Consider the following 23,700-nt stretch of genomic DNA (forward strand, 5'->3'; position numbering starts at 1 on the left):
GGGTTGGTGATACAAATGAAAATATTTTTTATATCTGATATTCACGGTTCACTGCATTATTTAAAAAAGGCTATGGAAAATTATGAAAAAGAAGCAGCAGATTTTATAGTAATCCTTGGAGATCAACTATACCATGGCGCAAGAAATGATCTGCCTGAAGGCTATAATCCTAGAGGCGTAACTGAACTTTTAAATAAATATAGCGAAAAAATAATTGCTGTAAGAGGAAATTGTGATAGTGAGGTTGATGAAATGGTCCTAAATTTCCCTATAATGTCAACCTACTCAACAATACTATATAATGGAAAAAGATTATTTTTAACTCATGGTCATATATATGGAGAAAATAATTTACCTAACTTAGCAATGGAGATGTACTAATTTATGGTCACACTCACATTCCTGTTGCAAAGAAAAAAGATGGCATTTTTATAATAAACCCAGGTTCTATATCTCTTCCAAAAGAAAATAATCCAAACTCTTATGGAATTTTGGAAGACAATGCTTTCAAAATAAAAGATTTAGCTGGAACTACCTTCATGAATATAAACCTATAAGAGGTTTGGGCTTTGCCCATTATCCTTCTAGAACAAAATATTATGCACTATAAGCTAATTGACTCGTGCTAAAATAGTAAAAAATATACACCTCCTAGCTTAATCTAAACTAGAAGGTGTATATCCTTTTATTTTTTTGAAAGCACGATTAAAAGTACGTACGCTATTAAAGCCACATTCAAAAGCAATTTCTGCAATGGATTTAGAAGTTGTTTTAATTAAAAACTCTGCATTTTCAACTCTCACTTCATTAAGGTAAGTTCCAAAATTTATTCCAGTAAATTTCTTAAACATTCTAGAAAAATAGCATGCACTAAAATGTACTCTTTGAGAAATATCATTTAAAGTTATATTATTTGCATAGTTATCTTCTATAAATTTCATAGCATTTTTAATTCTATTAATATCAGGAAGTCTATTACCTTTTTTAGTTTTATCACTACTACTAATAGGTAAATATCTTAGCGCAAAAGCACATAGTTCAATTAGTTTTCCTTTTATACATAAGTCATAGGCAGTTTCTTTATCCTTCATTTCATTGACAATTGAATGGAATATGTCTGCTATCTTTTTATAATTTTCTAGTTTTATCTTATTAATAACAGACTCATTTATAAAAGGAGTATTGAGTTTGAAAGTTTCAGGCCAACCAAAAGAATTACCCACAATATCAGGACGAAAAATAATCATATTGATTTTTGAACTCATATTGGTGCTATCAAGATAATGTATATCTGTGCTTCCAAATATGGCCATATCCCCTTTATTTAATATTTTAGAATCATCATTTATCCCTACCTTTATACTTCCTTCAATTACTAAAATAATTTCTACATCTATATGCCAATGAGGCATATTACTGCAATTTTCTAAGCAATATAATTTCACAGCAAGCTCTGATGAATACAATTTAGTTTGAAGATATGGATTCATAATTTTCACCCCAGCGGCATTATTTGTAAATAAGTGTATAGATTATTTAATACAAATAAATATTTATGTATTTATTATATATAAAAGGACAAAATTTGTCTACTAATAAGATAATATTGACGAGATATATGGAAATATTAAAGATATAATATACACATAGCAACAAACAAATTCAATTGATTCATATTATTAGGTTTTGAATTAAATTATAGTTGCACTAAAAAAATAAGAGAGAGGTGTAAGAACCTAAGTTTTAGGTAAAATAAGAAACAATAATTGGGGTTTATAATGTTAGCCTAAGCACTTATTATTATTTTACCACTTTATTTAGTCGATAAAGGAAAACGTATTCAATATCGTTACGTTTTAAAAACTAGGGAGATCATGAATCATCATTTAAAAAAACTTCTAACTTGTATAACAACACTTACTTTAGTATCAAGCGTGTTGGTAGGCTGTGGCAGCAGTGCCGATACAGCGAAAAAAAGTCAAGATACTACCATCAATAAAAAGGTTTCTTTAAAATTATGGATAGCAGAAAATAGTGCTACTCAAAAAGCAATCAATGACTTAAATGCTAAATTCCATAAGAAATATCCTTTAATTAATGTTACAGTATCCCAATTCAACCTAGAAGATATGAGAAAAAACTTTGTAAGTACTTCTGTTTCAGGCAGTGGACCAGATATTATTCTTGGACCTGGAGACAACATTGGAGTTTTTCAAACTGGTAATCTTATTCAACCTATTGAAGATGTAGTTGCAAAAGACTTTTTAAACAGATTTACCAAAGAATCCGTTAAAGCTGCTACATATAAAGGAAAAGTTTGGGAGGTACCAGATAGAGTAAGTAGTGGATTATTCTTAATATACAATAAAAAAATTGTTGATAAAATACCTAATACTTTTGAAGACTTACAACTATTAGGCAAAAAGTTACAAGATGAGAAAAAGGTTCAATATGGATTAGTTTTTGATGAAGTGGAGCCATATTATTCTTCAATGTTTATGAGCTGTTTTAATGCAAAATTCTTTGATAATGTAAATGCATCCAAACCTAAGCCAACTCTTGACTCTAATGCAATGAAACAATGGGCAACATATTTAAATAAATTGCATAGCAGCGGCTTAATTCCTAAAGAAGCAGATGCAAATATGGCAGATAACTTATTCGAAGAGGGTAAATCCGCTTTTATAATAAGTGGACCATGGGCTTTCAACACTTATAAAAAAGCAGGTGTTGACTTTGGAGTTGCAACACTTCCAACCGTCAATGGTAAACTTATGAAGCCTCTATCTTCAATTAGTGGTTTTGCAGTTTCTGCAAATGTAAAGGATGCCACTAAAAAAGCTGCAGTTGCTAAATTTTTAGATTTTATGTCATCAAAAGGTTCTCAATTAACGTTATCTGATGCACATGGCAAGTTACCTACTAATACTGAAACATTAAAAACTGATAAATACAAAACAGATCCTATATATTCAATACAAACTGAACAATATAAAAACTGTTTACCAATGCCTATTATTCCACAAATGAGAGCAATATGGGATGCTATGAGACCTGTACAACAAGATATGTTTAGTGGAAAAGTATCTCCAAATGAAGCACCAGCTCAAATGCAACAAAAAGCAGAGGATGGAATTAAAAATTTAGGAGTAAACTAATATATTTGAAATAAAGGGCTGTTTATATTAATAATTTAAAAATAAATCTAATAAACTTCTTGTGCTATGAAAACCTTTATATTGTTAATTATATAAAATTATAATAGCAACAGCCCTTTAAAATAAATGAGGAAAAGGAGAAAAACAATGGAATGCTCTAAAAATAAGAAACATTTAACTATCAAAGCTCAAAAAAAATTAGTAACAATTTGTTTTTTACTTCCTGCATTTTTAGTTATGTGCGCCGTTATCTTATATCCGTTATTATATGAATTAAATTTATCCTTTAGAAATGTAACACTTATGAATTTAAAATCTAATATTTACCCATTTATTGGATTTGATAATTATTTAAGCATTTTAAAAGATAGTTCATTTTATAGTACATTATTAAGGACATTAATTTGGACATTTGTAAATGTAGGGCTTACGGTTTGCATAGGTTTATTTTTAGCAATGTTACTAAATGCTAAATTTCCAGGGAAGAAAATTTACAGAACGCTATTAATACTTCCATGGGCTGTACCAAGTTACATTTCGGTACTAACCTGGAAAGGTATGTTCAACTCCCAGTATGGTGCAGTAAATATAATTCTATCTAAAATATTTCCATGGGCACATTCTATTCCATGGCTTACTGATCCAAGTTATACATTTTTAGCATGTATCTTTATTAATGTATGGGTAGGTATACCATTCATGATGATGATATCTATTGGTGGTTTACAAAGTATATCAAACGAATTATATGAAGCAGCAGATGTTGATGGTGCTACTAGATGGCAAAAAACAAAAAATATAACCCTACCACTTATGAAATCTGTTTTAACACCATCTATAGTTTTAAGTTGTGTTTGGACATTTAACGTAGTTAATACAATATTAATAATGACAAGTGGTGTCCAATCTGAAAAATCTCAAATACTTGTTACATTAATGTACAAAGATGCATTTGAGTACTATAAATATGGTCATGCCGCAGCTTTCTCTGTAATAATATTCTTAATATTATTATGTTTTAGTTCATTGTTTTTAAAAGCCCAAAAGCTAGATGACTAATTTTTAAAAAATGGAGGAAAAAATGATGAAAAAGGAAAAATTCGGTATTAGGGATACTAAGTTTATGATAATATTTAGATATGTAATATTAACCTTTGCTGCAATTCTTACCGTATATCCTATATTAAACGTACTAGCAGTAGCTCTAAGACCATCAAATAATTTATATTCAACCTCACTAGCAATAGTAACTAAAAACTCAACACTTAACAATTTCAAATTAGCATTTACGGAATATCATATTCAAGATTGGCTTTTGCACAGCTTAATTATAGCCGGTTCTGCAACTGCTATTAGTGTAACAATCTCAATGTTCGCTTCGTATGCCTTCTCCAGGTTTGAATTTAAAGGAAAAAGAGCTGGAATGGTTTCCTTACTAATTACACAAATGTTTCCTGCAACAATGATGCTGCTTCCACTATTTATGCTTATGTTCAAAATAGACCTCATAAACAAATTCCAAGGTTTAATTATAGTATATATTTCTACAGCAGTACCTTTTAATATATGGATGATGAAGGGATACTTTGATACAATTCCTAAATCACTTGAAGAAAGTGCTTATGTAGATGGGGCCAGTATACCCTATGCTTTTTATAAAATAATATTACCTTTAGCTAAACCTGCTATTGCACTAACCACATTATTTTCATTCATGAATAGCTGGTCTGAATATATAATCGCTAGAGTTATAATTACAGATCCAACAAAGACAACTCTTCCTGTAGGTCTTGTTAATATGCAAAGCCAATTTTCAACCGATTGGGGAGTATACTCAGCTGCAGCATTAATTACCTCTGTACCAGTAATAATTTTGTTTGTATGTCTTTCAAAATATCTCGTAGGAGGTCTTACAATAGGAGGTGTAAAAGGTTAATTAAAATATAATTTTTATAGGATGGAAGTGTATATATGAAAATAGATTTACATGTTCACGATAAAGAACGTTCAGCTTGTAGTAAATCAAGTGAGGAAGAACAAATTAGAGCTGCAATAAAGTTCGGTTTAAATGGTCTAATATTTACAGACCATAATATTCTAACACCGCTAGAACGTATAAAAGAACTTAATGATAAGTATAAGCCATTTAAAATTTATGGTGGCATTGAAATTGAAATGCAGGATACACATGAACATATTCTTGTTCTTGGATTGCATGATAAAATACTTCAAGATAAAAAATGGATATATGAGGAATTACATGCTTATGTAAGAGAAAATAACGGGTATATCGCATTTGCTCACCCTTTTAGATATAAGGACTTTATAAAGGAAAATCTAGAAAAGTTCGTACCTGATGCAATAGAAATACATTCTACCAATATAGGAATAGACGATACAGAAAAAATTAGACAGTTAGCTAAAAAACTAAACACCAATTTAATTGCTGATTCAGATGCGCATCATTACACTAATGTTGGAATTTACTGCAATAATCTAGTAAATTCCCCTAACAGCGAAAAAGAACTAATTGAAATGCTAAAAAATGGGGCTTACAAGATTTCTTCAGATCAAGAAAGAATTAAAAAGCACAATAATGAAGTAAATAAAAAAGAACTTCTAATAAAAAAATTGATCAAAGAAGGTAAAGATAAAAATTATTATCACAGCATTACTGGAAATTGGGAAGGTGAATTTGAAAGAGTTGCACAAGGAAAAACTTATAAAATTTAATTTAATTTTAATTTAATAAGAAAAGAGGTGATCTTTTGTCTGACTTTTTTATAAGAATAACCTTATCTGGAATTCTTTCTGGAATAATTGGATTAGAAAGAGAAAGACGCTCAAAAGATGCAGGCCTTAAAACACACTTTTTGGTTGGCATAGGCAGCGCTCTCATGATGATAGTTTCATTATACACATTTCATGATAGCAGAGTAGCCGCTCAAGTTGTATCTGGAATTAGTTTTTTAGGTGCTGGAACAATAATCCTAGAAAAACATTATGTAAAAGGTTTAACTACAGCAGCAGGAATTTGGACAACATCTGGTATAGGTTTAGCAATCGGTTCTGGAATGTATACACTTGGGATATTTTCAACTACTTTAGTTTTAGCTGGTTTAGAAATACTAGATAGAATATTTAAAAATACTTCAAGTAAATATTTATATATAAATATATGGGTAAAACCAGAAGAATTAATTAATTTAAGTAAAAAATAGATGATAATAGTTTTTCTATTATTGAATACAAAACTGAAAGAATTGAATATAATGGTGATGAAAACGTAATGTTTGTTGACCTAAAACTAAAAATTCCAAATAAAAAAGATTATTACAAATTAATGGATAATTTATATAAAAATATAGAAATATTAAAAATAAAAATCTTATAAAACTTACTATATATGATATCAACTACAAAATGGAGAAAAAAATATGATTTTAAATTGATTTAAAATCATATTTTTTCCCCCATTAAAGGTTACCACAATAAAACTTATATTGCATACATAAGTTTTATTGCGGTAACCCTATATATTATGACCTATCACTTAATTTTTTCCAAATTTTTCATGAGAGATTTTTCACTATTAAAAAACAAACCTTTAAATTCATCATTTTTCTGTAGTTCCTTAAGATAAGCCGCAAATTGACCATTTATTCCTTTTCTTTTTAAGGCATATTCAACAGTAGCTTCTAAAAATCCAAGTTTATCTCCAACATCGTACCTTCTACCCTCAAAAGCACACGCGTACATGGCCTCTGACTGCATTAAAGCCTTTAGTGCATCAGTTAGTTGTATTTCTCCACCCTTCCCTGGTTTTGTATTAGATAATACATTAAATATTTCTGGTGTTATTATATATCTTCCTAAAATAGCCATATCTGAAGGTGCTTCTTCAAGTTTAGGTTTTTCAACCATATCTTTTACCTTATATACATTATCTTCTATATGCATTGCATCTATAATTCCATATTTATAAACATCATTGTGGTTTACCTTTTGAACGCCAACAATAGTTGTTTTATATTGATTATAACAATCCATAAGCTGCTTTAAACATGGTTTTCTTGAATCTACTACATCATCTCCAAGCATAACAGCAAATGGCTCATTTCCAACAAATGTTCTAGCACAACTAATCGCATGCCCAAGTCCTTTAGGTTCCTTCTGCCTTATATAATATATATTAGCTAAGTTAGATATATCCCTTGCAATCTTAAGCAAGTCTTTTTTTCCTTTACTCTCAAGTTCATTCTCAAGTTCTACAGATTTATCGAAATGATCCTCTATAGCTCTTTTATTTTTTCCAGTGATTATAAGTATTTCTTCTATCCCAGAAGCTACTGCTTCTTCTACAATATATTGTATAGTTGGTTTATCAACTATTGGAAGCATTTCCTTAGGTTGTGCTTTTGTTGCTGGTAAAAATCTAGTTCCAAGTCCTGCTGCTGGTATAACAGCTTTTTTAACTTTCATAATCGTTACTCCCCTCTAGTTATAATAAATATATTTTATTTATACTCTTACAAATGTTATATAATTATAATAAAACATAAATATTAAAATACTATTACGAGAATGTGGCAAAAATAAGGCAACATTTCATTATTATATATAAACAACCTGGAAGGTTTAAAATCTAATTAGCAAATTTTACAAATAATTTATAAATATTAAGAGTAAGAGGAATTTTTTCCTTGTACTACCGTGGGAGCAAAGTAATAATGCTGAAGGAACGATTTAAAAAGGATCCAATAAATCTTGGTAGAAAAATCACAAAATGCTTAGATATTTCAATCTGTCTGAGCATCCAGCGAGTTATTGAAATATCTTAAGATTTTGTGATTTTTCTACCTTAGATTTATGGATTCTTTTTAATGTTACAAAGCATTATTACTTCGCAATATTTTCAAACATTTTTATATCATCATCAACATTAGTTATTCCACCAATTCCAAAGTTATCTACAAGAACCTTAGCAACATTTGGAGATAAGAATGCTGGTAGTGTTGGTCCAAGGTGAATGTTTTTAACTCCAATGTATAATAGTGCAAGTAATACTATTACAGCTTTCTGCTCATACCAAGCTATATTGTAGGATATAGGAAGTTCATTTATATCTGAAAGTCCAAATACCTCTTTAAGCTTAAGTGCTATAACAACCAATGAATATGAATCATTACATTGTCCTGCATCAAGTACTCTTGGAATTCCGCCTATATCTCCAAGGTTCAATTTATTGTACTTGTATTTTGCGCAGCCAGCTGTAAGAATCACAGAATCCTTTGACAGTTTTTTCGCAAATTCAGTGTAATAATTTCTGCTCTTTGCTCTTCCATCACAACCTGCCATTACATAAAATCTCTTAATTGCTCCAGATTTAACTGCTTCAACAACCTTGTCTGCTAAAGCTATAACCTGATTATGTGCAAATCCTCCAATTATTTCTCCCTTTTCTATTTCAGTTGGTGGTGCACATTTTTTTAGCATGTTCAATTATTGCAGAAAAATCCTTTGGCTTTCCATTTTCAATATGCTTTACTCCTGGATATCCTGTTACACCTGTTGTATACATTCTATCTATATAAGATGCTTTTGGAGGAACTATGCAGTTTGTAGTCATGAGTATTGGTCCATTAAAGCTTTCAAATTCTTCATTTTGTTTCCACCATGCATTACCATAGTTTCCAACAAAGTGGCTGTATTTCTTAAATGCAGGATAGTAGTTTGCAGGAAGCATTTCACTATGAGTGTAAACATCTACTCCAGTTCCTTCTGTCTGTTTTAAAAGTTCTTCCATGTCCTTCAAATCATGTCCACTTATTAAAATTCCAGGGTTATTTCTAACACCTATATTAACCTTTGTTATTTCTGGATTTCCATAAGTTTCTGTATTAGCTTTATCTAAAAGTGCCATTGCATCAACGCCATACTTGCCACATTCTAAAACTAATGCTACTAATTCATCCGCTCCTAATGTGTCATCTAAAGTTGCCGCTAGTGCTTTTTGCATAAAACCATGTATGTTCTCATCATTATAATTTAAGTTATTTGCATGCTTAATGTACGCTGCCATGCCTTTAACTCCATATGTCAAAAGTTCTCTTAAAGATCTTATATCCTCATTTTCAGTTGCAAGAACTCCTACTTTTTCTGCCTTCTTATCAAATTCTTCTACATTATTAGCAAGCCAAACAGCTGCATCTGGAAGTTTTGCTTCTTCTTCTTTTTTAAGTCCTACTATATTCAACATTTTTTCTACCCATGTAGAATTCTGAGGTAATTTTCCACCCGCATTTACATACTGGTTTTTAATTTGCTCTCTCAACAAAAGTCCTGTTTTGATTCTATCTATAAAAATATTTCTATCAAAATTAGCATTAGTTATAGTAGCAAATAAGCTTTCCATTATAAATTTATCAACATCTTTATTTACAATGTTAATTTCTCTTGCCTTAGTGCTGTATATTGAAATTCCCTTTAAAATATATATTAATAAATCCTGTGATTTAGCTAAATCTTCTGTCTTTCCACAGACTCCTCTAACTGTACATCCTTTGCAGCCTGCTGCTTCCTGGCATTGATAACAAAACATACTCATATTTGTAACCTCCATATAAATTAATTTTTTAATTTGCTATGGTTAGATTATATTGTTATATGAGCTTTTAATCGGTAACCTATGTTACAAATTTTAAAAATATATTTACTTTTTTAAAGATGCTTTAACCAATAAGTTGGTTTAACAAGTAACTTAGGTAATTTTGTATCACTATCCCCCTTAGCCGCATTAACTTGAGCTTGCGTTAGATAAATACTCCTAGAAAGGTTTGCTCCACTTATATCAGCATCCCTCATATCTGCGCCAATAAGGTCTGCAAAACTTAAATCAACCCCTTTTAAGTTTGCTGCAATAAGGTATGCACCACTTAAATCTGCACCTCTAAGATTTTTTCTTCTGAGGTCTGCTCCCATAAGATTTAGCCCTCCAGCAATAGTTTTTTTGCCTTTTAAAGAGTTTTTTTGATTATAAGCAGCCTTTTTTCGCATAAGTTCACTTGTCTTAAAAAGCAGCGAATTAACCCCTACCCGTATTGTTACTAAATCCAATTTTATAATTGCTTCTGCACTTAAATGAGTTAATTTTTCTATTTCTTCTATTTTAGAATTTATCTGATCTTTCATATTATTATCAGCCTGCAGCAAAAACGCTTCCGTCAAATACCAAAGCATTTCATGAAGCTGCCTCATAATGATAAACACCTCAAACATTTCATTTGAAGTTTCTGGTTTTTCTCTCCAGCTATGCCCATCATAAGCAACCTGAGATACCTTCTGCCCTGCACCAAGACATTCATAAGAAATGCAACCCTTAAGTCCTTTTTTATTTAAACTTTCGTGTACCTTACATCTGAAATCTTCTTTTAAATTAATGCAAGACTTTCCTGCCACCTTATCTTGTGGAAAACCTTCAGCAGCTGAAAAATACAATGCAGTGCAGCAAAGTCCAAAACATTTTTCACAATCTGGTTTTAAATCATAGCTATTCATATTACTTCATCTCTCATTCGTAAATTATACATTATTAATTTTTTAATTATATCATAGATAACAGTTTATTTAATATCTATTTTGTTATAAAAATTTGTATATGGACTGTACAAGTTTAAATCTAAAATTCCGTAGGTACGGAGAAATTTTTTCCTTGCACTACCGTGGGATCGAAGTAACAATGATGAAGGAGCAGTTTAAAAAAATTCTAATAAATCTAAGTTCTTTTTCTTCCAAAAACATCCCACCTACACTATGTATGACAATTAAATCAGAAAAAAGTTCATTATTTTTATAATATCATATAAAATAAGTTTAAATGGCACTAAAGTTAAGCTATAATATAAAGATATTTTTCTTTAGAAAAGTGGTGAAAAAAGTGAATTTAGAAGAATTAAAGAACATAATTTCATGCTCTTCTTCAAATATTATTAGAAAATATGGCAAAGAACTTTTCCTTGGTGGAGCAGTTTCAAGTATTAAGGGTAGAAAAATAGATAATGTATATCATATATATGGTGATGTAATAAATAGCATTAATTTTACACATTATAAAACTCATATAAAAATAGATTTATTAAATAAAAAACTAATAGGCACAAATTGCAGCTGTGATGATTTTACAGAGAATTCTATACACGGCTATAATTTCATGTGCCCTCATTTAAGTGCAACAGCATACAAATTTTTTGATTCAGTATATAAAAAAAGTAACATTAAAAGAACTGCAAATATGGAAAGTAAAAAAACCCACATAAACATTGGCATAAAAATAATTTCTATTTTAAATAATAATATCCTTAATTTTAAAGTTGAATTTAAATTAGAAGAAAAACATAAATATTTGATTACCGACTTAAAAGATTTTATTTTAAATTTAAAACTTATGAAACCATTTTTCCTAAACAACCAATTTGTATACAATCCTTCAAAATTTGATATTGCACCTAGTGACATAAAAATATTAAATTTTATAAAACAGCATGCTCATAAAAACACAACAGATTCAGGAAGAGCACTTACAGTTGAACCTGAAAAGCTAAGCGAATTTTTAAAATGTGCTGAAAATAAAAAAATACAATTTAAATATAATGGTCTAGAATACCCAGTTACCATTGTTAAAGCAAACTTACCCGTTAGTTTTACTTTAAAAACTGAAAATGATTTTTTTATACTAACTACTCATAAAAAAATTGCCTATACCCCTAACTAAAGATAAATCAGTATACTTTTTAATGATAAACTATATTTACCTTCAAAAGAGCAGCTTTCAAGATACAATCCCCTATATGATAATGATCAGCATGCAAATTTGAAATATAAATATGGCAACAGAGAATTTTGGTGTAGAGGATACTATGTTGATACAGTTGGAAAAAACAAAAACAAAATAGAACAGTATATAAGAAATCAATTGCAAGAAGATTTGGCATATGAACAGATGAGTATAAAAGAACTTGTTGATCCGTTTACCGGTGAGCCAGTAAAGAAGAACAAAAAATAGTCGCTTTAGCGACTGCACGGAAAAGTATGCGGGTGGCGGACCATTCAGAGGGCTTTTAGCCCAGCCAGTAATATGCCTTACAGGGCTGAGCAAACCACCGGCTTAGCCGGTGGTCATGATTATGTTTACAATTAAAAATTTATATATATTTTTTTTATATGCAACATTTGTTGGTGTAAATTTATAGAAATTAATAGAGGAGAAAGGAAAATGAATGATGATGAAATAAGGAAACAAGTAATTAATTATGTTGAAAGCAGAGGTATTAAATATACATATATAGCAACAAAAATTTGTGTACATAAGAGTACACTGAGCCATTTCATGAAAAATGATAGAAAAGTAGCAGACAAAGTTAGTAAGAACTTACAAGAGTTTTTACTTAATAATAAATAAAATTTTTATAAGGGTCTTCTATTGTAACTATTTATAGGGATGATATAGGAAACTTGAAAGGAGAAATGATTAATATGGCAGAAGAAACAAAAACTGAAACACAAGAAACTAAACAAGATGATACAAAGGTAAATGAGGTAAAAACTTATACAGAAGAGGAAGTAACACAATTACTTAATGCAAAAATTCAATCTGAAACTGATAAGGTTAGAACAGAATACAGTAAAAAATTAAAGACAGCAGAGGATGAACTAAATAAGTACAAGCCAAAAGAGAAAAGTGATGGTGAAATTGAACTTGAAAACAGGTTGAAAGTGCTTGAGGATAAAGAAAAAGAAGTATCTAAGAAAGAAAAATTATTGAATATTGAAAATGAACTTAAAGAGCAGGGTTTGCCTTCTGGACTGGGAAAATATCTTACAGGAGCAGAGGATGTAAAAACTGAAATAAGCAGTTTAAAGGAGATATTCAATAATACAATAAAAAACAATGCAATAGATAATTCGTATAAACCTACACAGCATAATTCACAGAAGGATTCTATTACAAAGGAACAATTCTTAAAAATGAGTTATACGGATAGAGTTAATTTATTTAAAAGTAATAAAGATTTATATAATAGATTATCAAAATAATTAAAACTTAATAAAAATGTGTGTAATTAACAACTGATCTGCAATTGTAGGTCAGTTGTTTTTTATATAAAAAAATAATTGAAAAACGAAAGGATGATGTTTATTATGGCATTTACAGGAAGTATGAGAGCAGATATGTTAATCCCCGAGGTGTATACACCATTTATAGAACAAGCAATTTTAACTAATAGTGTTATGTTAGGTTTTGCTGATGTTAATAATGATTTAGAAGGACAAGCAGGCGATAGTTTAACTATCCCAAAATGGAGTTTAGGAAGTTCAGCAGTTATTTTAAATGAAGGAGATTCAATTCCTTATGATAAGCTAACACATACAACTCAAAAAATTGAACTACAACAGTTTGCGAAAGGTTATCAGATAACAGATAGAGCATTACTTGCAAGTTATGGTGACCCAGTAGGTGAAATGTCTAAACAAATAGGACAATTAATTGCAGAAAAATTAGATGATACAGTTGTAAGTGTAGCAGGTACTACACCACTTGTTTCAAATTGTGCAAGTGCAACAACTATAACAGCAGCAGAAGTAGATACTGCATTAAATCTATACGGAGACAAGCAAAATATAGCTGATTTTGAAGGCATAGTTATTAGTCCAAAATTGAAATCTGCATTTATTAATATGCCTGAATTTGTAAATAGTACAAATACTACAGTTACAAAAGATAATGGAATTATAAAGCAGAATATAATTGGAGATTTTAGAGGTCTGCCCGTTACATTATCTTCTAAAGGAACATGGGATGCAACAAATAGCCAATGCATAACATACATAATAAAGAAAAATTCATTATTAGTTGCATATAAGAGACAACTTAATACAGAGCAAGCAAGGGATATTGATACAAAATCAACTAAAATCAATGCAGATTTAATTGCAGGTGTTGGCTTAGTTAATGATGCAGGTATAGTTGTAATAAAAAATAAATAGTTTTTATGGAGTAGGTGGGTAAAACTATCTATTCCTTTTTTTTAATTAACTTTTAAACAAAGAATGGAGGAAAACTAATGTTATCAGGTAGACAGATAAAAACAGTTTTAATAATGAAAGATATTAGGCAACAAGAAATTGCAAATTATTTGGGTGTTTCAAAAAATTATATATCTATGATTATGAATGAAAAAGAAATTATACCTTCAGTAAATTATGAAAAAATTATAAAATATATAAATTTAACTGAAGGCGAAAGAAAAAAGGTAAAAGAACTATTTAAAGAAGAATCTAAAGAGGAAGTTAAGAAAAAAACAACTAAAAAATAGCCATTATGAGCGTTATTTAGTGTTTAAATTGGAGTAATGTAATTACACTAATTAGCGTTTAAAATGCGTTCTAGGGGCAAATAACACTTATACAATTTTACATATAAAGAAATGTAATACAGAAACAAAATTTTGAAAGGTAGGTGTAAAAATGTTAATAATTAACATTGTAACTTAGAATAGTACGGGAAGGTGAGGCGATGGAAACAGAAAAATATATAAACGTTTTTTTACAATAATAAATTATAAACATAAAAAATTATGAATAAAGAAATTAAAAAGAGTTTTCCAGCATGGGTTGATAATGATAAGAAATATTATATGTGTTTAACAGACGATATAGATAGTTTATTTTCATGTATTTTATTACAGCAGATAAAAGGATATGAACTATCTCATTTTTATAGTTTTAGTAAGTTGTATAGAGCAGATAATTATAAAAATGGCTTAAAATTATGTGGAATTGATATGGATTTAAATGTTGGCAGGTGTTGGGGAAATCATACTACATTAAATAAAAATGAAAATAGTGCAAATATTAATGTAATTAAAGGTATAAATGAAAATACATATTATAGCAAATATGCAGGTTCTACAGCACTAGAGATAATAAGTTACTATGATTATGATATATCTAATTTAACAGAAGAGGCATTAATGGTCTTACTTGCGATTGATGGAATGTATATACCATTCTTTCCTTTGAAGATTGATTTTAGTGGAACACAAAGAAGATATCTTAAGTATATGGAACTAGATATATTAATAGATGTTGCAGAAAGGCATACAAAGCAAGAATTTATCAATATAATAGAAAAATATAAATTAAATAAAAAGATATTCATGAATGAAGATGGTGAGTTAAAAACTTCTATAGACCTTAACGGACTAAGTAAGTTATTTAACTTGCCTTTTTGTTTACCTAAAATAAATATAATCAAACAAATACATATACAGATAAAGGATTACCATTATATCAATTTAGCAGATTTAAAGCAGATTTAGAAGCAAATAATGGTGAAATTTTCACACAAGCATTAACAAATAAAAATTATATAAAATTTAGTTATTAAAAGTTTATAGGGGTGCAACAATAGCACCTCTTAATTTTTTATGTCAAAGAAAGTTAAAGTCAAAGGAGAAATATATATAATGAAAATAAAATGTATGTTAGATACAATAGAATATAAAAATAAACCACAAGGATATGAAATAGCAAAGATTACAAATAGATTAGCAAATGGAGCAATAGAAATAAATGTTGAGGATTTATCAAAAAAATTAACAAATGGATGTACCTTTAAACCTTCAGAACTATCAGGGAAAAGGGAAGAAAATTGGATACAACAACAATTATTTGCATTAGATTTTGATGATGGAATAACTATAAAACAAGCATTAAATAAATGTACTGAATTAAATATATTACCAGTATTCGGATATACTTCATTTAGTCATACGAAAGAAAAAAATAGATTTAGATTGGTATTTTGTACTGATAATGTTATAACAGATTATAAAATCGCCAAACAATTACAATTAACATTAATGAGTATATTTGTTGAATGTGATGATAAATGTAAAAACTTATCAAGATTATATTTTGGAGGAAGAGAATTAATATATAAAGGGTATGATAATAGAATTGATTATAAAAATATTATACAAAAATACCATATAAATATTGATAAAGACATCTCTAAAGCTAGTAATATAAAGGGCGGAGAGAAAAAGCCACAAGATAATAATAGAATGTATAATACTCATATATTATCTTGTGGCGAAAAACCCCCTAAAACCCAAACTATTGATAATTACTATAATATTAAAGCCATTAGGGAAAGAAATGCTGAATATTTAAAGAATAAAATTAATAATCCACATATAATATTAGAGAATAATCAAGCATTTTATGAGTACATATTTAAAGAAATTAATTTAGGTGAATTCTTAGAATATCAATATCCTAAAAGTATTAAGTGTCTTTTTCATGAAGATAATAACCCTTCTGCATCAATATTTCAGAATGAGGAAGGTTATTGGATTTATCATTGTTTTAGTTGTGGTGTATCTTATAATTTATTAAATATAATTGAAGTTTTAGGTAATTTTAAATCAAGACCTAAAGCATATAAGTTTATAAGGGAAATATTTAATATTGAAATATCTGAAACTGAATGGCAGAAAGAACAAAAGGAAATATTAAGAGAAAATCATAAAATGCTATTGAGTGGAGAATTAGAAAGACAATGTCCTACAGCATATAAAAATATTAAAAGAAATATAAAATATTTAGACCAGTTATTTTTAATTGCAGAAGATAATGTTTATAGTGAAAAATTCACAGATAATGATGATAATGTAGTTTTTTATGCAAGTACGAAATATATTTGTGATAAATTAGGATTAAGCAAAAATAGTGCTATTGAAGTAAGTAAAAAGAATGTATTATTTCAATATCATAATTTGTTAAATAAAATAGCAGATGAAGAAATCCCTGTTGATATGTTAAAACGTAGTCAAGCCATAGGAGCGAACAATGAAAATAAACATATGAAACACGTAAATTATTTTAGTATTCCAAGTTATACAACTATTTTATTTAATGATATAGAAAATCAAGGCAAGCAATGGAATGAGAATAATTATAAGATGAAAGGTTTATCACGAGAAATGTTTTATAGAACAGAAGGGGAAGAGGTTGCAAATAAATTATATCCACAATATAAAGAAGTTTATGATAAGAAAAATAAAGAAGTTGTAAAAAGAACTACAACAAATATAAGTAATGTTAGAACGGATTTAATAGTTACAATTATATTTGATACATTAAAAGTAAAATCTTATGTGACTGATAAAGAAATAATTGATGAATTAAATTCTAATGAGGAAGTTAAAACAAGCAAAACAGAAGGAGAACGACAATTAAAAAAATCTATTCAGGAAATATTAGATTCATATAATTTAAAACGTATAAGATGTAATAAAAAAATAAAGGAACAATATGGGGTAGCCGAAAATGGCTATCCTTTTATTATTGTCAAATAAAATGGGTTATCTATTATGGTAATCCTTTTTATGCGATATTCAGCTAGTTGAACGGATAAATATTAAGTATATTAAAAAATAATCGTTAAAGTATTGATATATAAGGCTTTAAAGGAAATATTTAAAAAGTTGTAAGTTACGATGCTTATATTTGGTCAAATAAATTGATTAAATTAAAATACAATCGTTACATGCGATTTTTTCTCTTATTTTCTCTTGAAGCCAACTAATTGAGGAGGAATGTAATTATGTTAAAAAAATAATCAATAAAATTTTCAATAGAAATAAGAAGGATGTTAAATACAAATATTATAAGCCAAGCGAGGAACAGAAGGCATATGCAAAAAAAATATATGAAGAAACGGGAGAGAGAGTTGTATTATAAATAATTTTGAATAGGAGGGGCAACTAATATATGAAAACTAAAACAACAAAGGGAACAATAATGCAAAAATTAGATGTTAATTCAAATAAAATATATCCTTTTGTGAAATGGTACGTAGACACAAGTGCAAAGGACAGAACTAAAGAAAATTTTGATAAGAGTTGTAAAAATAGTTGTGGATGTGAATTTGAAAATGCTATGGAAAATTGGCTAATTAGGGAAGATGTTCAAGAAGCAATACGTACATACATGAAGCAAAAGAGGTTTGTTAAAATCTGTGATGTATATGATGCTATGTATATAAAAGCAATTGAAAAAGGAGATACCAATGCTGCGAAATGGGTAGTTGATTTCTCTAAGAGTGAATTCTTTGAAGATAAACAAAATGAAATGGACAATTATCTTAGTGGTATAGATATTCCTGCTTTAAAGAAGAGTGGTGGTAAGTAATGGCTTTATCAATAGAAAATGCTAAGAAGTTAAAATGGTTATGGGAAGATGGTCATGAAGTTGAATGGATAGGTGCTTTTATTAAGATAGTAAATAAAGATACTAAAACAGTACCGTTCATACTTACACCAGAGCAGAAAACATTTGTTGAAGGATTAGAAAAATTTAATATTGTATTGAAATCAAGACAACTAGGATTATCAGTTTGCACAGTAGGACTAGCAATAAGGCAATGTATTGTATATCCTAATAGTGCGTGTTTACTGGTATCACATGACCAAAAATCATGTAATGCAATATTTGATAAATTAAAACAGCAATTTAATAGTTTGCCTACATGGCTTAAACCTAAGACAGTTGCCAATAATAGACAAGAAATAAAGATGACTAATGGCAGTAAAATTACTTGTACTTGCGCAGGCAACAAGGACGTAGCAAGAGGCGATACATTACATTTAGTACATTTAAGTGAGTTTGCTTTTTGGAAGATGCCTAAAAAACAGTTAAATTCGATTACACAAGCACTTGCACCAACAGGAAAATTAATTATCGAATCCACTGCAAACGGACTCAACTATTTTCACGATTTATATTTTCAAGCAAAAAATAATGAAAATAACTATAAAAGTTTCTTCTTTAATTGGATCAATGGAAGTACACTTTTCAAAAAAGATTATAAGAATGCAGTCGAATTATATAAATCAAGAAATAATAATAAATTACTTACAGAAAATGAACTTGATGAAGAGGAACGAGAATTATCAAAAATGGGTGCTACTATAGAGCAATTAATGTGGCGTAGAGGTAAAGTTGCAAGTAGTGGACTAGATATGTTTCATCAAGAATATCCTTCAACAGCAGTAGAAGCATTTATAAGTACAGGGGGTAATATATTTGATAATAAACGAATTGATGCAGTAGAACGTGCAATAATTAATAATAAAACTACATATATAAAGAAAGAAAATATTATAGATTTGCCTATGGTACTTAAAAATCATTATGGCAGGTCTTTTTTTATATATCAAATTCCAAAGAGTGGCGAAAGGTACTTTTTAGGTGCGGACTTGAGTGAAGGGGCAATGCAAGATTATTCTGTTATAGAAGTTTTCGACAAAAATGGCGAACAAGTAGCAGAGTTTTATAATAATAAATTAAAGCCTTTTCAAATGGCTGAAATAATAGATGAACTGGGCAGATATTATAATAAAGGTCTTATTACAGTGGAAAAAGCTTCAGGAGGACATAGTGCAATTGAAAAATTAAGATATGAATATAAGTATATGAATATGACTAAATATCAATCCTATGATGAATTAAACAGAGCAGTTTGGAATGTTGGATTTGACACTAATAATAAAAGTAAATCACTAATTATAAATGATTTTGTTGAATTGTTTGCTAAAGGACAATTAAAAATTAATTCAAGAAGGTTGCTACAGGAAATGAAGGTATTTGAAATTAATGATAACGGAAGTATGGGAGCAATTTCAGGAAGTCATGATGATAGTGTAATGGCTACCGCATTCGCAATAGTAAGTATGAAGAATAGATTTTATTATAAATTTTAACGTCCTAAGTTTAACTTAGGATGGTTATATGAAGGAGGGACTGGTTATGGAAAATAAAGACATAATAGAAAAATTAAATAATCACGAGCAAAGGATAACTGCAAATGAGAAAGATATTAATAATATTAAGGTTGATACGGCAACACAGCAGGAAACAATTAAAAATTTAAATGCAAGTATGCAAAAATTAAACGATACAATAGAGAAATTAAGTGAAAAACTAGAAAATTTTATGTTGGGTACTGAAAACAAAGGTACAGAAAACTGGAAATATGTTATTAGTGTAATATTAATTCCAACTATTTTTCTATCTACTAACAAAAATAAAATAGAAAGGATGATTATATATGCAAACTTTAGAGGATTATATTTCAGATAGATATAATAATAATGTGAATTGGTTTGAAGATGAAGTTGAACAAGCTAATCACATTGTAAGAATAAGTAATGTAGTAAATAATAAAGAGTATTTATTGGGACATCATAAGATATTAGAAAGAGAAGATGCAGAATGGAAAGGACAAGAATACATAACTAAAAAGTTAATTTTAAATCAAGCAAAAACAATACTAAACTTTCATAGCACATATTTATTGGGAAAACCTTTATCACTTACTGGAAGCGAGGGGAAAGTTAAGGAATATCAAAACGTATATAGGAGAGGCAATTATAATAATATGGATTTTAAATTACTTGATAATGTAATTAAATATGGTGATTCATATGAGTATGTTTATATTGATAGTAATAAGAACATATGCAGTAAAATAATTAAAAGTGAAGATGGATATCCTATCTATAGCGAAGATACAGGCGACTACATTGGCTTTATAGAGTATTATACAATGCAGAGCAATAGTGTTAGTTATTATAATGTATATTATGCTGATAGGGTTGAACAATGGAATAATCAAGGCGGAGATTTACGTTTAATTAGTACAAGCAATAATATAAGTGGATTACCTATTCATTACAGTAACAATGAAAGTGAATATGATAATTTTGGTAGAAGTATATTAGAGGATTTAAAACCTTTGTTTGATGAATTTGAGGATATATTTTCAAAAATGTCTGATAGTATATACACGTTATCACTTAATCCCATGCCAGTAACAACAGGTCAGAAAATAGAAGGAAGTATTCCAGCAGATGCGTGTGGATATTCAATTAATTTGGATGCAGGTTCATTTGATTATAAAAATGCTGTAATTGATAGCAATACAGTTAAATTATATTTGGATAAGTTACAGCAACAATTAAATTCAATAGCACATATGCCTTCGATTGCATTGGGCAATAGTAACGTTGCTAATGTTAGTGAAGTTAGTTTAAAGTTATTGTATCAATTGGCTGATGTTGAAGCAATGTTAAATGAAAAATGGATGAGGAGAGGATTACAACAGAGATTTCTTTATTTTGATAAGTTGTTAGGATTATTGGGTATTACATTCAATAATAATGATTATGTAGATGTAGAATTTAATTATAGTAGACCAGTTAATGGACAAGATTTATTAAATGAGATACAGACACAGTTTAATATGGGTGCTATAAGCAAACAGAGCATTATAGAGAAGTCACCATTGACTACAGATGTATCTACAGAAATGGAAAGATTAAAAGAAGAAAATAATTCAGATAATTCTACGGGAAATAATACAGATAATAATGATAATGAGAAGTCGCAAAACACGACATCTAATGTACAAGATAATGAAGTTAAAAATGAGGGAAAATAGTAATAAATTATTAACAATTATAAATATTAAATTTATGGGTAACTAAAGTTGAAGTGAGTTTCAAGTTTTTAATTAAAAATTTTTGCCTGTTACCCTTGAGAAATTTTTAAAAAATTTTTTTGAAGTTGAAATTTTTTAAAAAAAATCGCCACCATATGGAAATTTTTTGAAATATGATAAATATGAAATGAGTTTCATGTTTGCATTTGAAAAGTTTCCACACTTATGTGGAATGTATATCATATATAAAATCCTTCTTGTTTATTCTTAAATAGTTATGTATAGAGTTTTTCTATTCTTAATTAACTATTTTGAGTATAAATTCATAACTTTTTTATCAAAACTCTATACATAACATAAGATTATGTTGCAAAGTTATGTATAGAGTAGTATAATAAAGATAGTGAAAGAAGGGGCAATAGATGAATATGATAGATAAATTCATTGATGAATTAAAAAGGGAAGGCAAGAGCAGTAATACAATAAGTGCATATAGAACAGATGTGAAACAATTTAATAGTTGGTTATTAGATACAATTGGAACAGATACAAATACAATAACTGAAATAGATGTAAAACAATATGTACAATACTTAAACATTAATAAGAAGCAAAGCACCAATACCATTAATAGAAAAGTCAAAAGTATTGTGCAGTATGTAAAGTATCTTAATAATACTGATATTAGTAATATAAAAGTAGAAACTAAAGATGTAAAGCAAAAGAGTGTTGACAATATAGAAGTAAAAGTAATAGATAAACAGGACTTATATAAATTAAAACGTACAATATATGCAAGTAATAACAAGCGTGATATATGCATATATGAAATACTAATTAATACAGGGGTAAGATGTTCGGAACTATGCAATATTGAACTTGATGATATATGCTTGACGGAGAGGAATGGAAGTAATAACTATAGTTATGTAGATATAAGGAACGGTAAAGGCAATAAGAATAGAAAAATTAATCTTAATAGTGCAGTAGTAAAAGCAATAAAAGATTACCTAGAAATAAGACCAATCACAAAAATTAGTACATTGCTAATAGGGCAACGTGGAGCATTAACAAGGATAGCAATAAATAAAATGTTAGATGGTTATTGTAGAGATGCACATATTGATACAGTTAATCCTCATATGTTTAGGCATACATTTTGTACTACTTTAATTAAAAATGGTACTGATGTTAAAACAGTTGCACAACTTGCAGGACATAGCAGTACAGATATTACTTATAAATATTATGTTAATTCTAGTTCAGAAGACAAACAAAATGCAGTAGATATATTAAATAATATATTCTGATTAGGGAATAAGGATTTATTCTCTATTTTTTTATGTAGAAATTTATTTTTTTTAATGCAATTACCCCTTTTCTTCAAGCCGACCTATAGTTAGTGTATTTTTTACCCACAGAAAAAAAATGAAAAATAAGAGGAATTTTTACATAAGTATAGAATATTTATCGTATGAGAGGTATACTATGATGAGGAATAAAAAGAATATTATAATAATTGTTTTATTAGTAGTTGTTGCATGTTTATCAATAATTATAATAAAAAATCACATTAATAAAAATAATTTATCTTCGACGATTAATGATACAGAAACTACTAAAGAAATAAATTATTCTAAGTATTTAAAGTTTTCAAATGTATCAATTAATAGAGACCAAGTATTCCCTAAAAATGGTGAAGTTGATGGAGAAGTTACAAATAATTATACTGAAGCCTTAGATGGATATATTGAAGTTACTTTTTATGATGATGATGGTAAAATAATAAAAGATTGGACAAGTACATTGCCAAGTGATTTAGGAGCAGGCGAAACAAAAACATTTTCAGTGCCAATCAATATGTATAAATATGCTAAATATAAAATAGAAGCAAATACTGTGTCGGTAAAATAGTAAATAATTAAAAAACCAAGGTTCCCATAGTATTTACAGACCAAGGTTATTAAGTTTTGCAAA

The 23,700-nt window shown here is 28.5% G+C and carries 21 protein-coding genes and 3 pseudogenes; 20 read left to right on the forward strand and 4 right to left on the reverse strand.

Translation table 11 applies throughout. The features are described from left to right. The first annotated feature begins 15 nt into the window (after positions 1-15). Positions 16-557, forward strand: a pseudogene (gene yfcE, locus AGR56_RS14055) (phosphodiesterase). A gap of 99 nt (positions 558-656) precedes the next feature. On the opposite strand, the gene AGR56_RS14060 reads toward yfcE, so the two are convergent. Then, entirely contained in the window at positions 657-1,490 is an 834-nt protein-coding gene (locus AGR56_RS14060; RefSeq protein WP_053242756.1) for an AraC family transcriptional regulator, read from the reverse strand. 384 nt (positions 1,491-1,874) lie between these two features. Between AGR56_RS14060 and AGR56_RS14065 the strand changes: the two genes are divergently transcribed. From AGR56_RS14065 to AGR56_RS14085, 5 genes are all read left to right on the forward strand, one after another. After that, positions 1,875-3,158, forward strand: coding sequence for an extracellular solute-binding protein (locus tag AGR56_RS14065; RefSeq protein WP_053242757.1), 1,284 nt, complete (start codon positions 1,875-1,877; stop codon positions 3,156-3,158). A 147-nt stretch (positions 3,159-3,305) separates the two neighbouring features. Then, positions 3,306-4,217, forward strand: a complete 912-nt coding sequence (locus tag AGR56_RS14070; RefSeq protein WP_053242758.1) for a sugar ABC transporter permease — start codon at positions 3,306-3,308, stop codon at positions 4,215-4,217. Positions 4,218-4,242: 25 nt separating this feature from the next. Continuing rightward, the gene (locus AGR56_RS14075; protein ID WP_053242759.1) at positions 4,243-5,094 is read left to right on the forward strand and encodes an ABC transporter permease subunit; all 852 of its coding nucleotides are present in this window, start codon (positions 4,243-4,245) and stop codon (positions 5,092-5,094) included. Positions 5,095-5,129: 35 nt separating this feature from the next. After that, positions 5,130-5,891, forward strand: a complete 762-nt coding sequence (locus AGR56_RS14080) for a PHP domain-containing protein (protein ID WP_053242760.1) — start codon at positions 5,130-5,132, stop codon at positions 5,889-5,891. A 35-nt stretch (positions 5,892-5,926) separates the two neighbouring features. Next, positions 5,927-6,379, forward strand: coding sequence for an MgtC/SapB family protein (locus tag AGR56_RS14085; protein WP_053242761.1), 453 nt, complete (start codon positions 5,927-5,929; stop codon positions 6,377-6,379). Between the two features lie 328 nt (positions 6,380-6,707). On the opposite strand, the gene galU is transcribed toward AGR56_RS14085, so the two are convergent. The 3 genes and pseudogenes from galU to AGR56_RS14100 all read right to left on the reverse strand — a co-directional run bounded on the left by galU (position 6,708) and on the right by AGR56_RS14100 (position 10,715). Next, a complete protein-coding gene (galU, locus tag AGR56_RS14090; RefSeq protein WP_053242762.1) occupies positions 6,708-7,640 on the reverse strand; it encodes a UTP--glucose-1-phosphate uridylyltransferase GalU in 933 nt (310 codons plus the stop codon). A gap of 417 nt (positions 7,641-8,057) precedes the next feature. Continuing rightward, positions 8,058-9,765: pseudogene (gene hcp, locus AGR56_RS14095) on the reverse strand (hydroxylamine reductase). Between the two features lie 113 nt (positions 9,766-9,878). After that, positions 9,879-10,715 carry a pentapeptide repeat-containing protein gene (locus AGR56_RS14100; RefSeq protein WP_053242763.1) on the reverse strand — a complete coding sequence of 279 codons (837 nt, stop codon included), beginning with the start codon at positions 10,713-10,715 and terminating at the stop codon, positions 9,879-9,881. A 379-nt stretch (positions 10,716-11,094) separates the two neighbouring features. Between AGR56_RS14100 and AGR56_RS14105 the strand changes: the two genes are divergently transcribed. The 14 genes and pseudogenes from AGR56_RS14105 to AGR56_RS14170 all read left to right on the forward strand — a co-directional run bounded on the left by AGR56_RS14105 (position 11,095) and on the right by AGR56_RS14170 (position 23,637). Beyond that, complete coding sequence (locus AGR56_RS14105) at positions 11,095-11,928, forward strand: hypothetical protein (protein WP_053242764.1); 834 nt, start codon at positions 11,095-11,097, stop codon at positions 11,926-11,928. Between the two features lie 84 nt (positions 11,929-12,012). After that, positions 12,013-12,219 (forward strand): annotated as a pseudogene (locus AGR56_RS14110) (transposase); the annotation flags it as partial. A gap of 210 nt (positions 12,220-12,429) precedes the next feature. After that, entirely contained in the window at positions 12,430-12,615 is a 186-nt protein-coding gene (locus AGR56_RS14115; protein WP_053242765.1) for a hypothetical protein, read from the forward strand. A gap of 74 nt (positions 12,616-12,689) precedes the next feature. Further along, positions 12,690-13,250 (forward strand): DUF4355 domain-containing protein, encoded by a 561-nt coding sequence (locus AGR56_RS14120; RefSeq protein WP_242851460.1) that lies wholly within the window; start codon positions 12,690-12,692, stop codon positions 13,248-13,250. Between the two features lie 105 nt (positions 13,251-13,355). Further along, the gene (locus tag AGR56_RS14125) at positions 13,356-14,201 is read left to right on the forward strand and encodes a phage major capsid protein (protein ID WP_053242766.1); all 846 of its coding nucleotides are present in this window, start codon (positions 13,356-13,358) and stop codon (positions 14,199-14,201) included. Positions 14,202-14,278: 77 nt separating this feature from the next. Next, a complete protein-coding gene (locus AGR56_RS14130; protein ID WP_053242767.1) occupies positions 14,279-14,530 on the forward strand; it encodes a helix-turn-helix transcriptional regulator in 252 nt (83 codons plus the stop codon). A 261-nt stretch (positions 14,531-14,791) separates the two neighbouring features. Next, entirely contained in the window at positions 14,792-15,535 is a 744-nt protein-coding gene (locus AGR56_RS14135) for a hypothetical protein (protein ID WP_053242768.1), read from the forward strand. A 147-nt stretch (positions 15,536-15,682) separates the two neighbouring features. Then, on the forward strand, positions 15,683-17,578 hold the full coding sequence (locus AGR56_RS14140; protein WP_084757174.1) for a hypothetical protein: 1,896 nt from the start codon (positions 15,683-15,685) through the stop codon (positions 17,576-17,578). Positions 17,579-17,993: 415 nt separating this feature from the next. Beyond that, the gene (locus AGR56_RS14145; RefSeq protein WP_053242770.1) at positions 17,994-18,413 is read left to right on the forward strand and encodes a hypothetical protein; all 420 of its coding nucleotides are present in this window, start codon (positions 17,994-17,996) and stop codon (positions 18,411-18,413) included. Further along, the gene (locus AGR56_RS14150) at positions 18,413-19,984 is read left to right on the forward strand and encodes a terminase large subunit (protein ID WP_053242771.1); all 1,572 of its coding nucleotides are present in this window, start codon (positions 18,413-18,415) and stop codon (positions 19,982-19,984) included. Before AGR56_RS14145 ends, AGR56_RS14150 begins: the two co-directional genes overlap by 1 nt. 46 nt (positions 19,985-20,030) lie before the next feature. Next, positions 20,031-20,363 carry a hypothetical protein gene (locus tag AGR56_RS14155; RefSeq protein WP_053242772.1) on the forward strand — a complete coding sequence of 111 codons (333 nt, stop codon included), beginning with the start codon at positions 20,031-20,033 and terminating at the stop codon, positions 20,361-20,363. After that, positions 20,332-21,723 carry a phage portal protein gene (locus AGR56_RS14160; RefSeq protein ID WP_084757047.1) on the forward strand — a complete coding sequence of 464 codons (1,392 nt, stop codon included), beginning with the start codon at positions 20,332-20,334 and terminating at the stop codon, positions 21,721-21,723. The genes AGR56_RS14155 and AGR56_RS14160 overlap by 32 nt, the downstream gene beginning before the upstream one ends. A 422-nt stretch (positions 21,724-22,145) precedes the next feature. Next, complete coding sequence (locus AGR56_RS14165) at positions 22,146-23,033, forward strand: tyrosine-type recombinase/integrase (RefSeq protein ID WP_053242773.1); 888 nt, start codon at positions 22,146-22,148, stop codon at positions 23,031-23,033. Positions 23,034-23,211: 178 nt separating this feature from the next. After that, complete coding sequence (locus AGR56_RS14170) at positions 23,212-23,637, forward strand: FxLYD domain-containing protein (RefSeq protein ID WP_053242774.1); 426 nt, start codon at positions 23,212-23,214, stop codon at positions 23,635-23,637. Positions 23,638-23,700 lie beyond the last annotated feature (63 nt).

Source organism: Clostridium sp. DMHC 10, assembly GCF_001270375.1.
Classification (GTDB): domain Bacteria; phylum Bacillota; class Clostridia; order Clostridiales; family Clostridiaceae; genus Clostridium_S; species Clostridium_S guangxiense.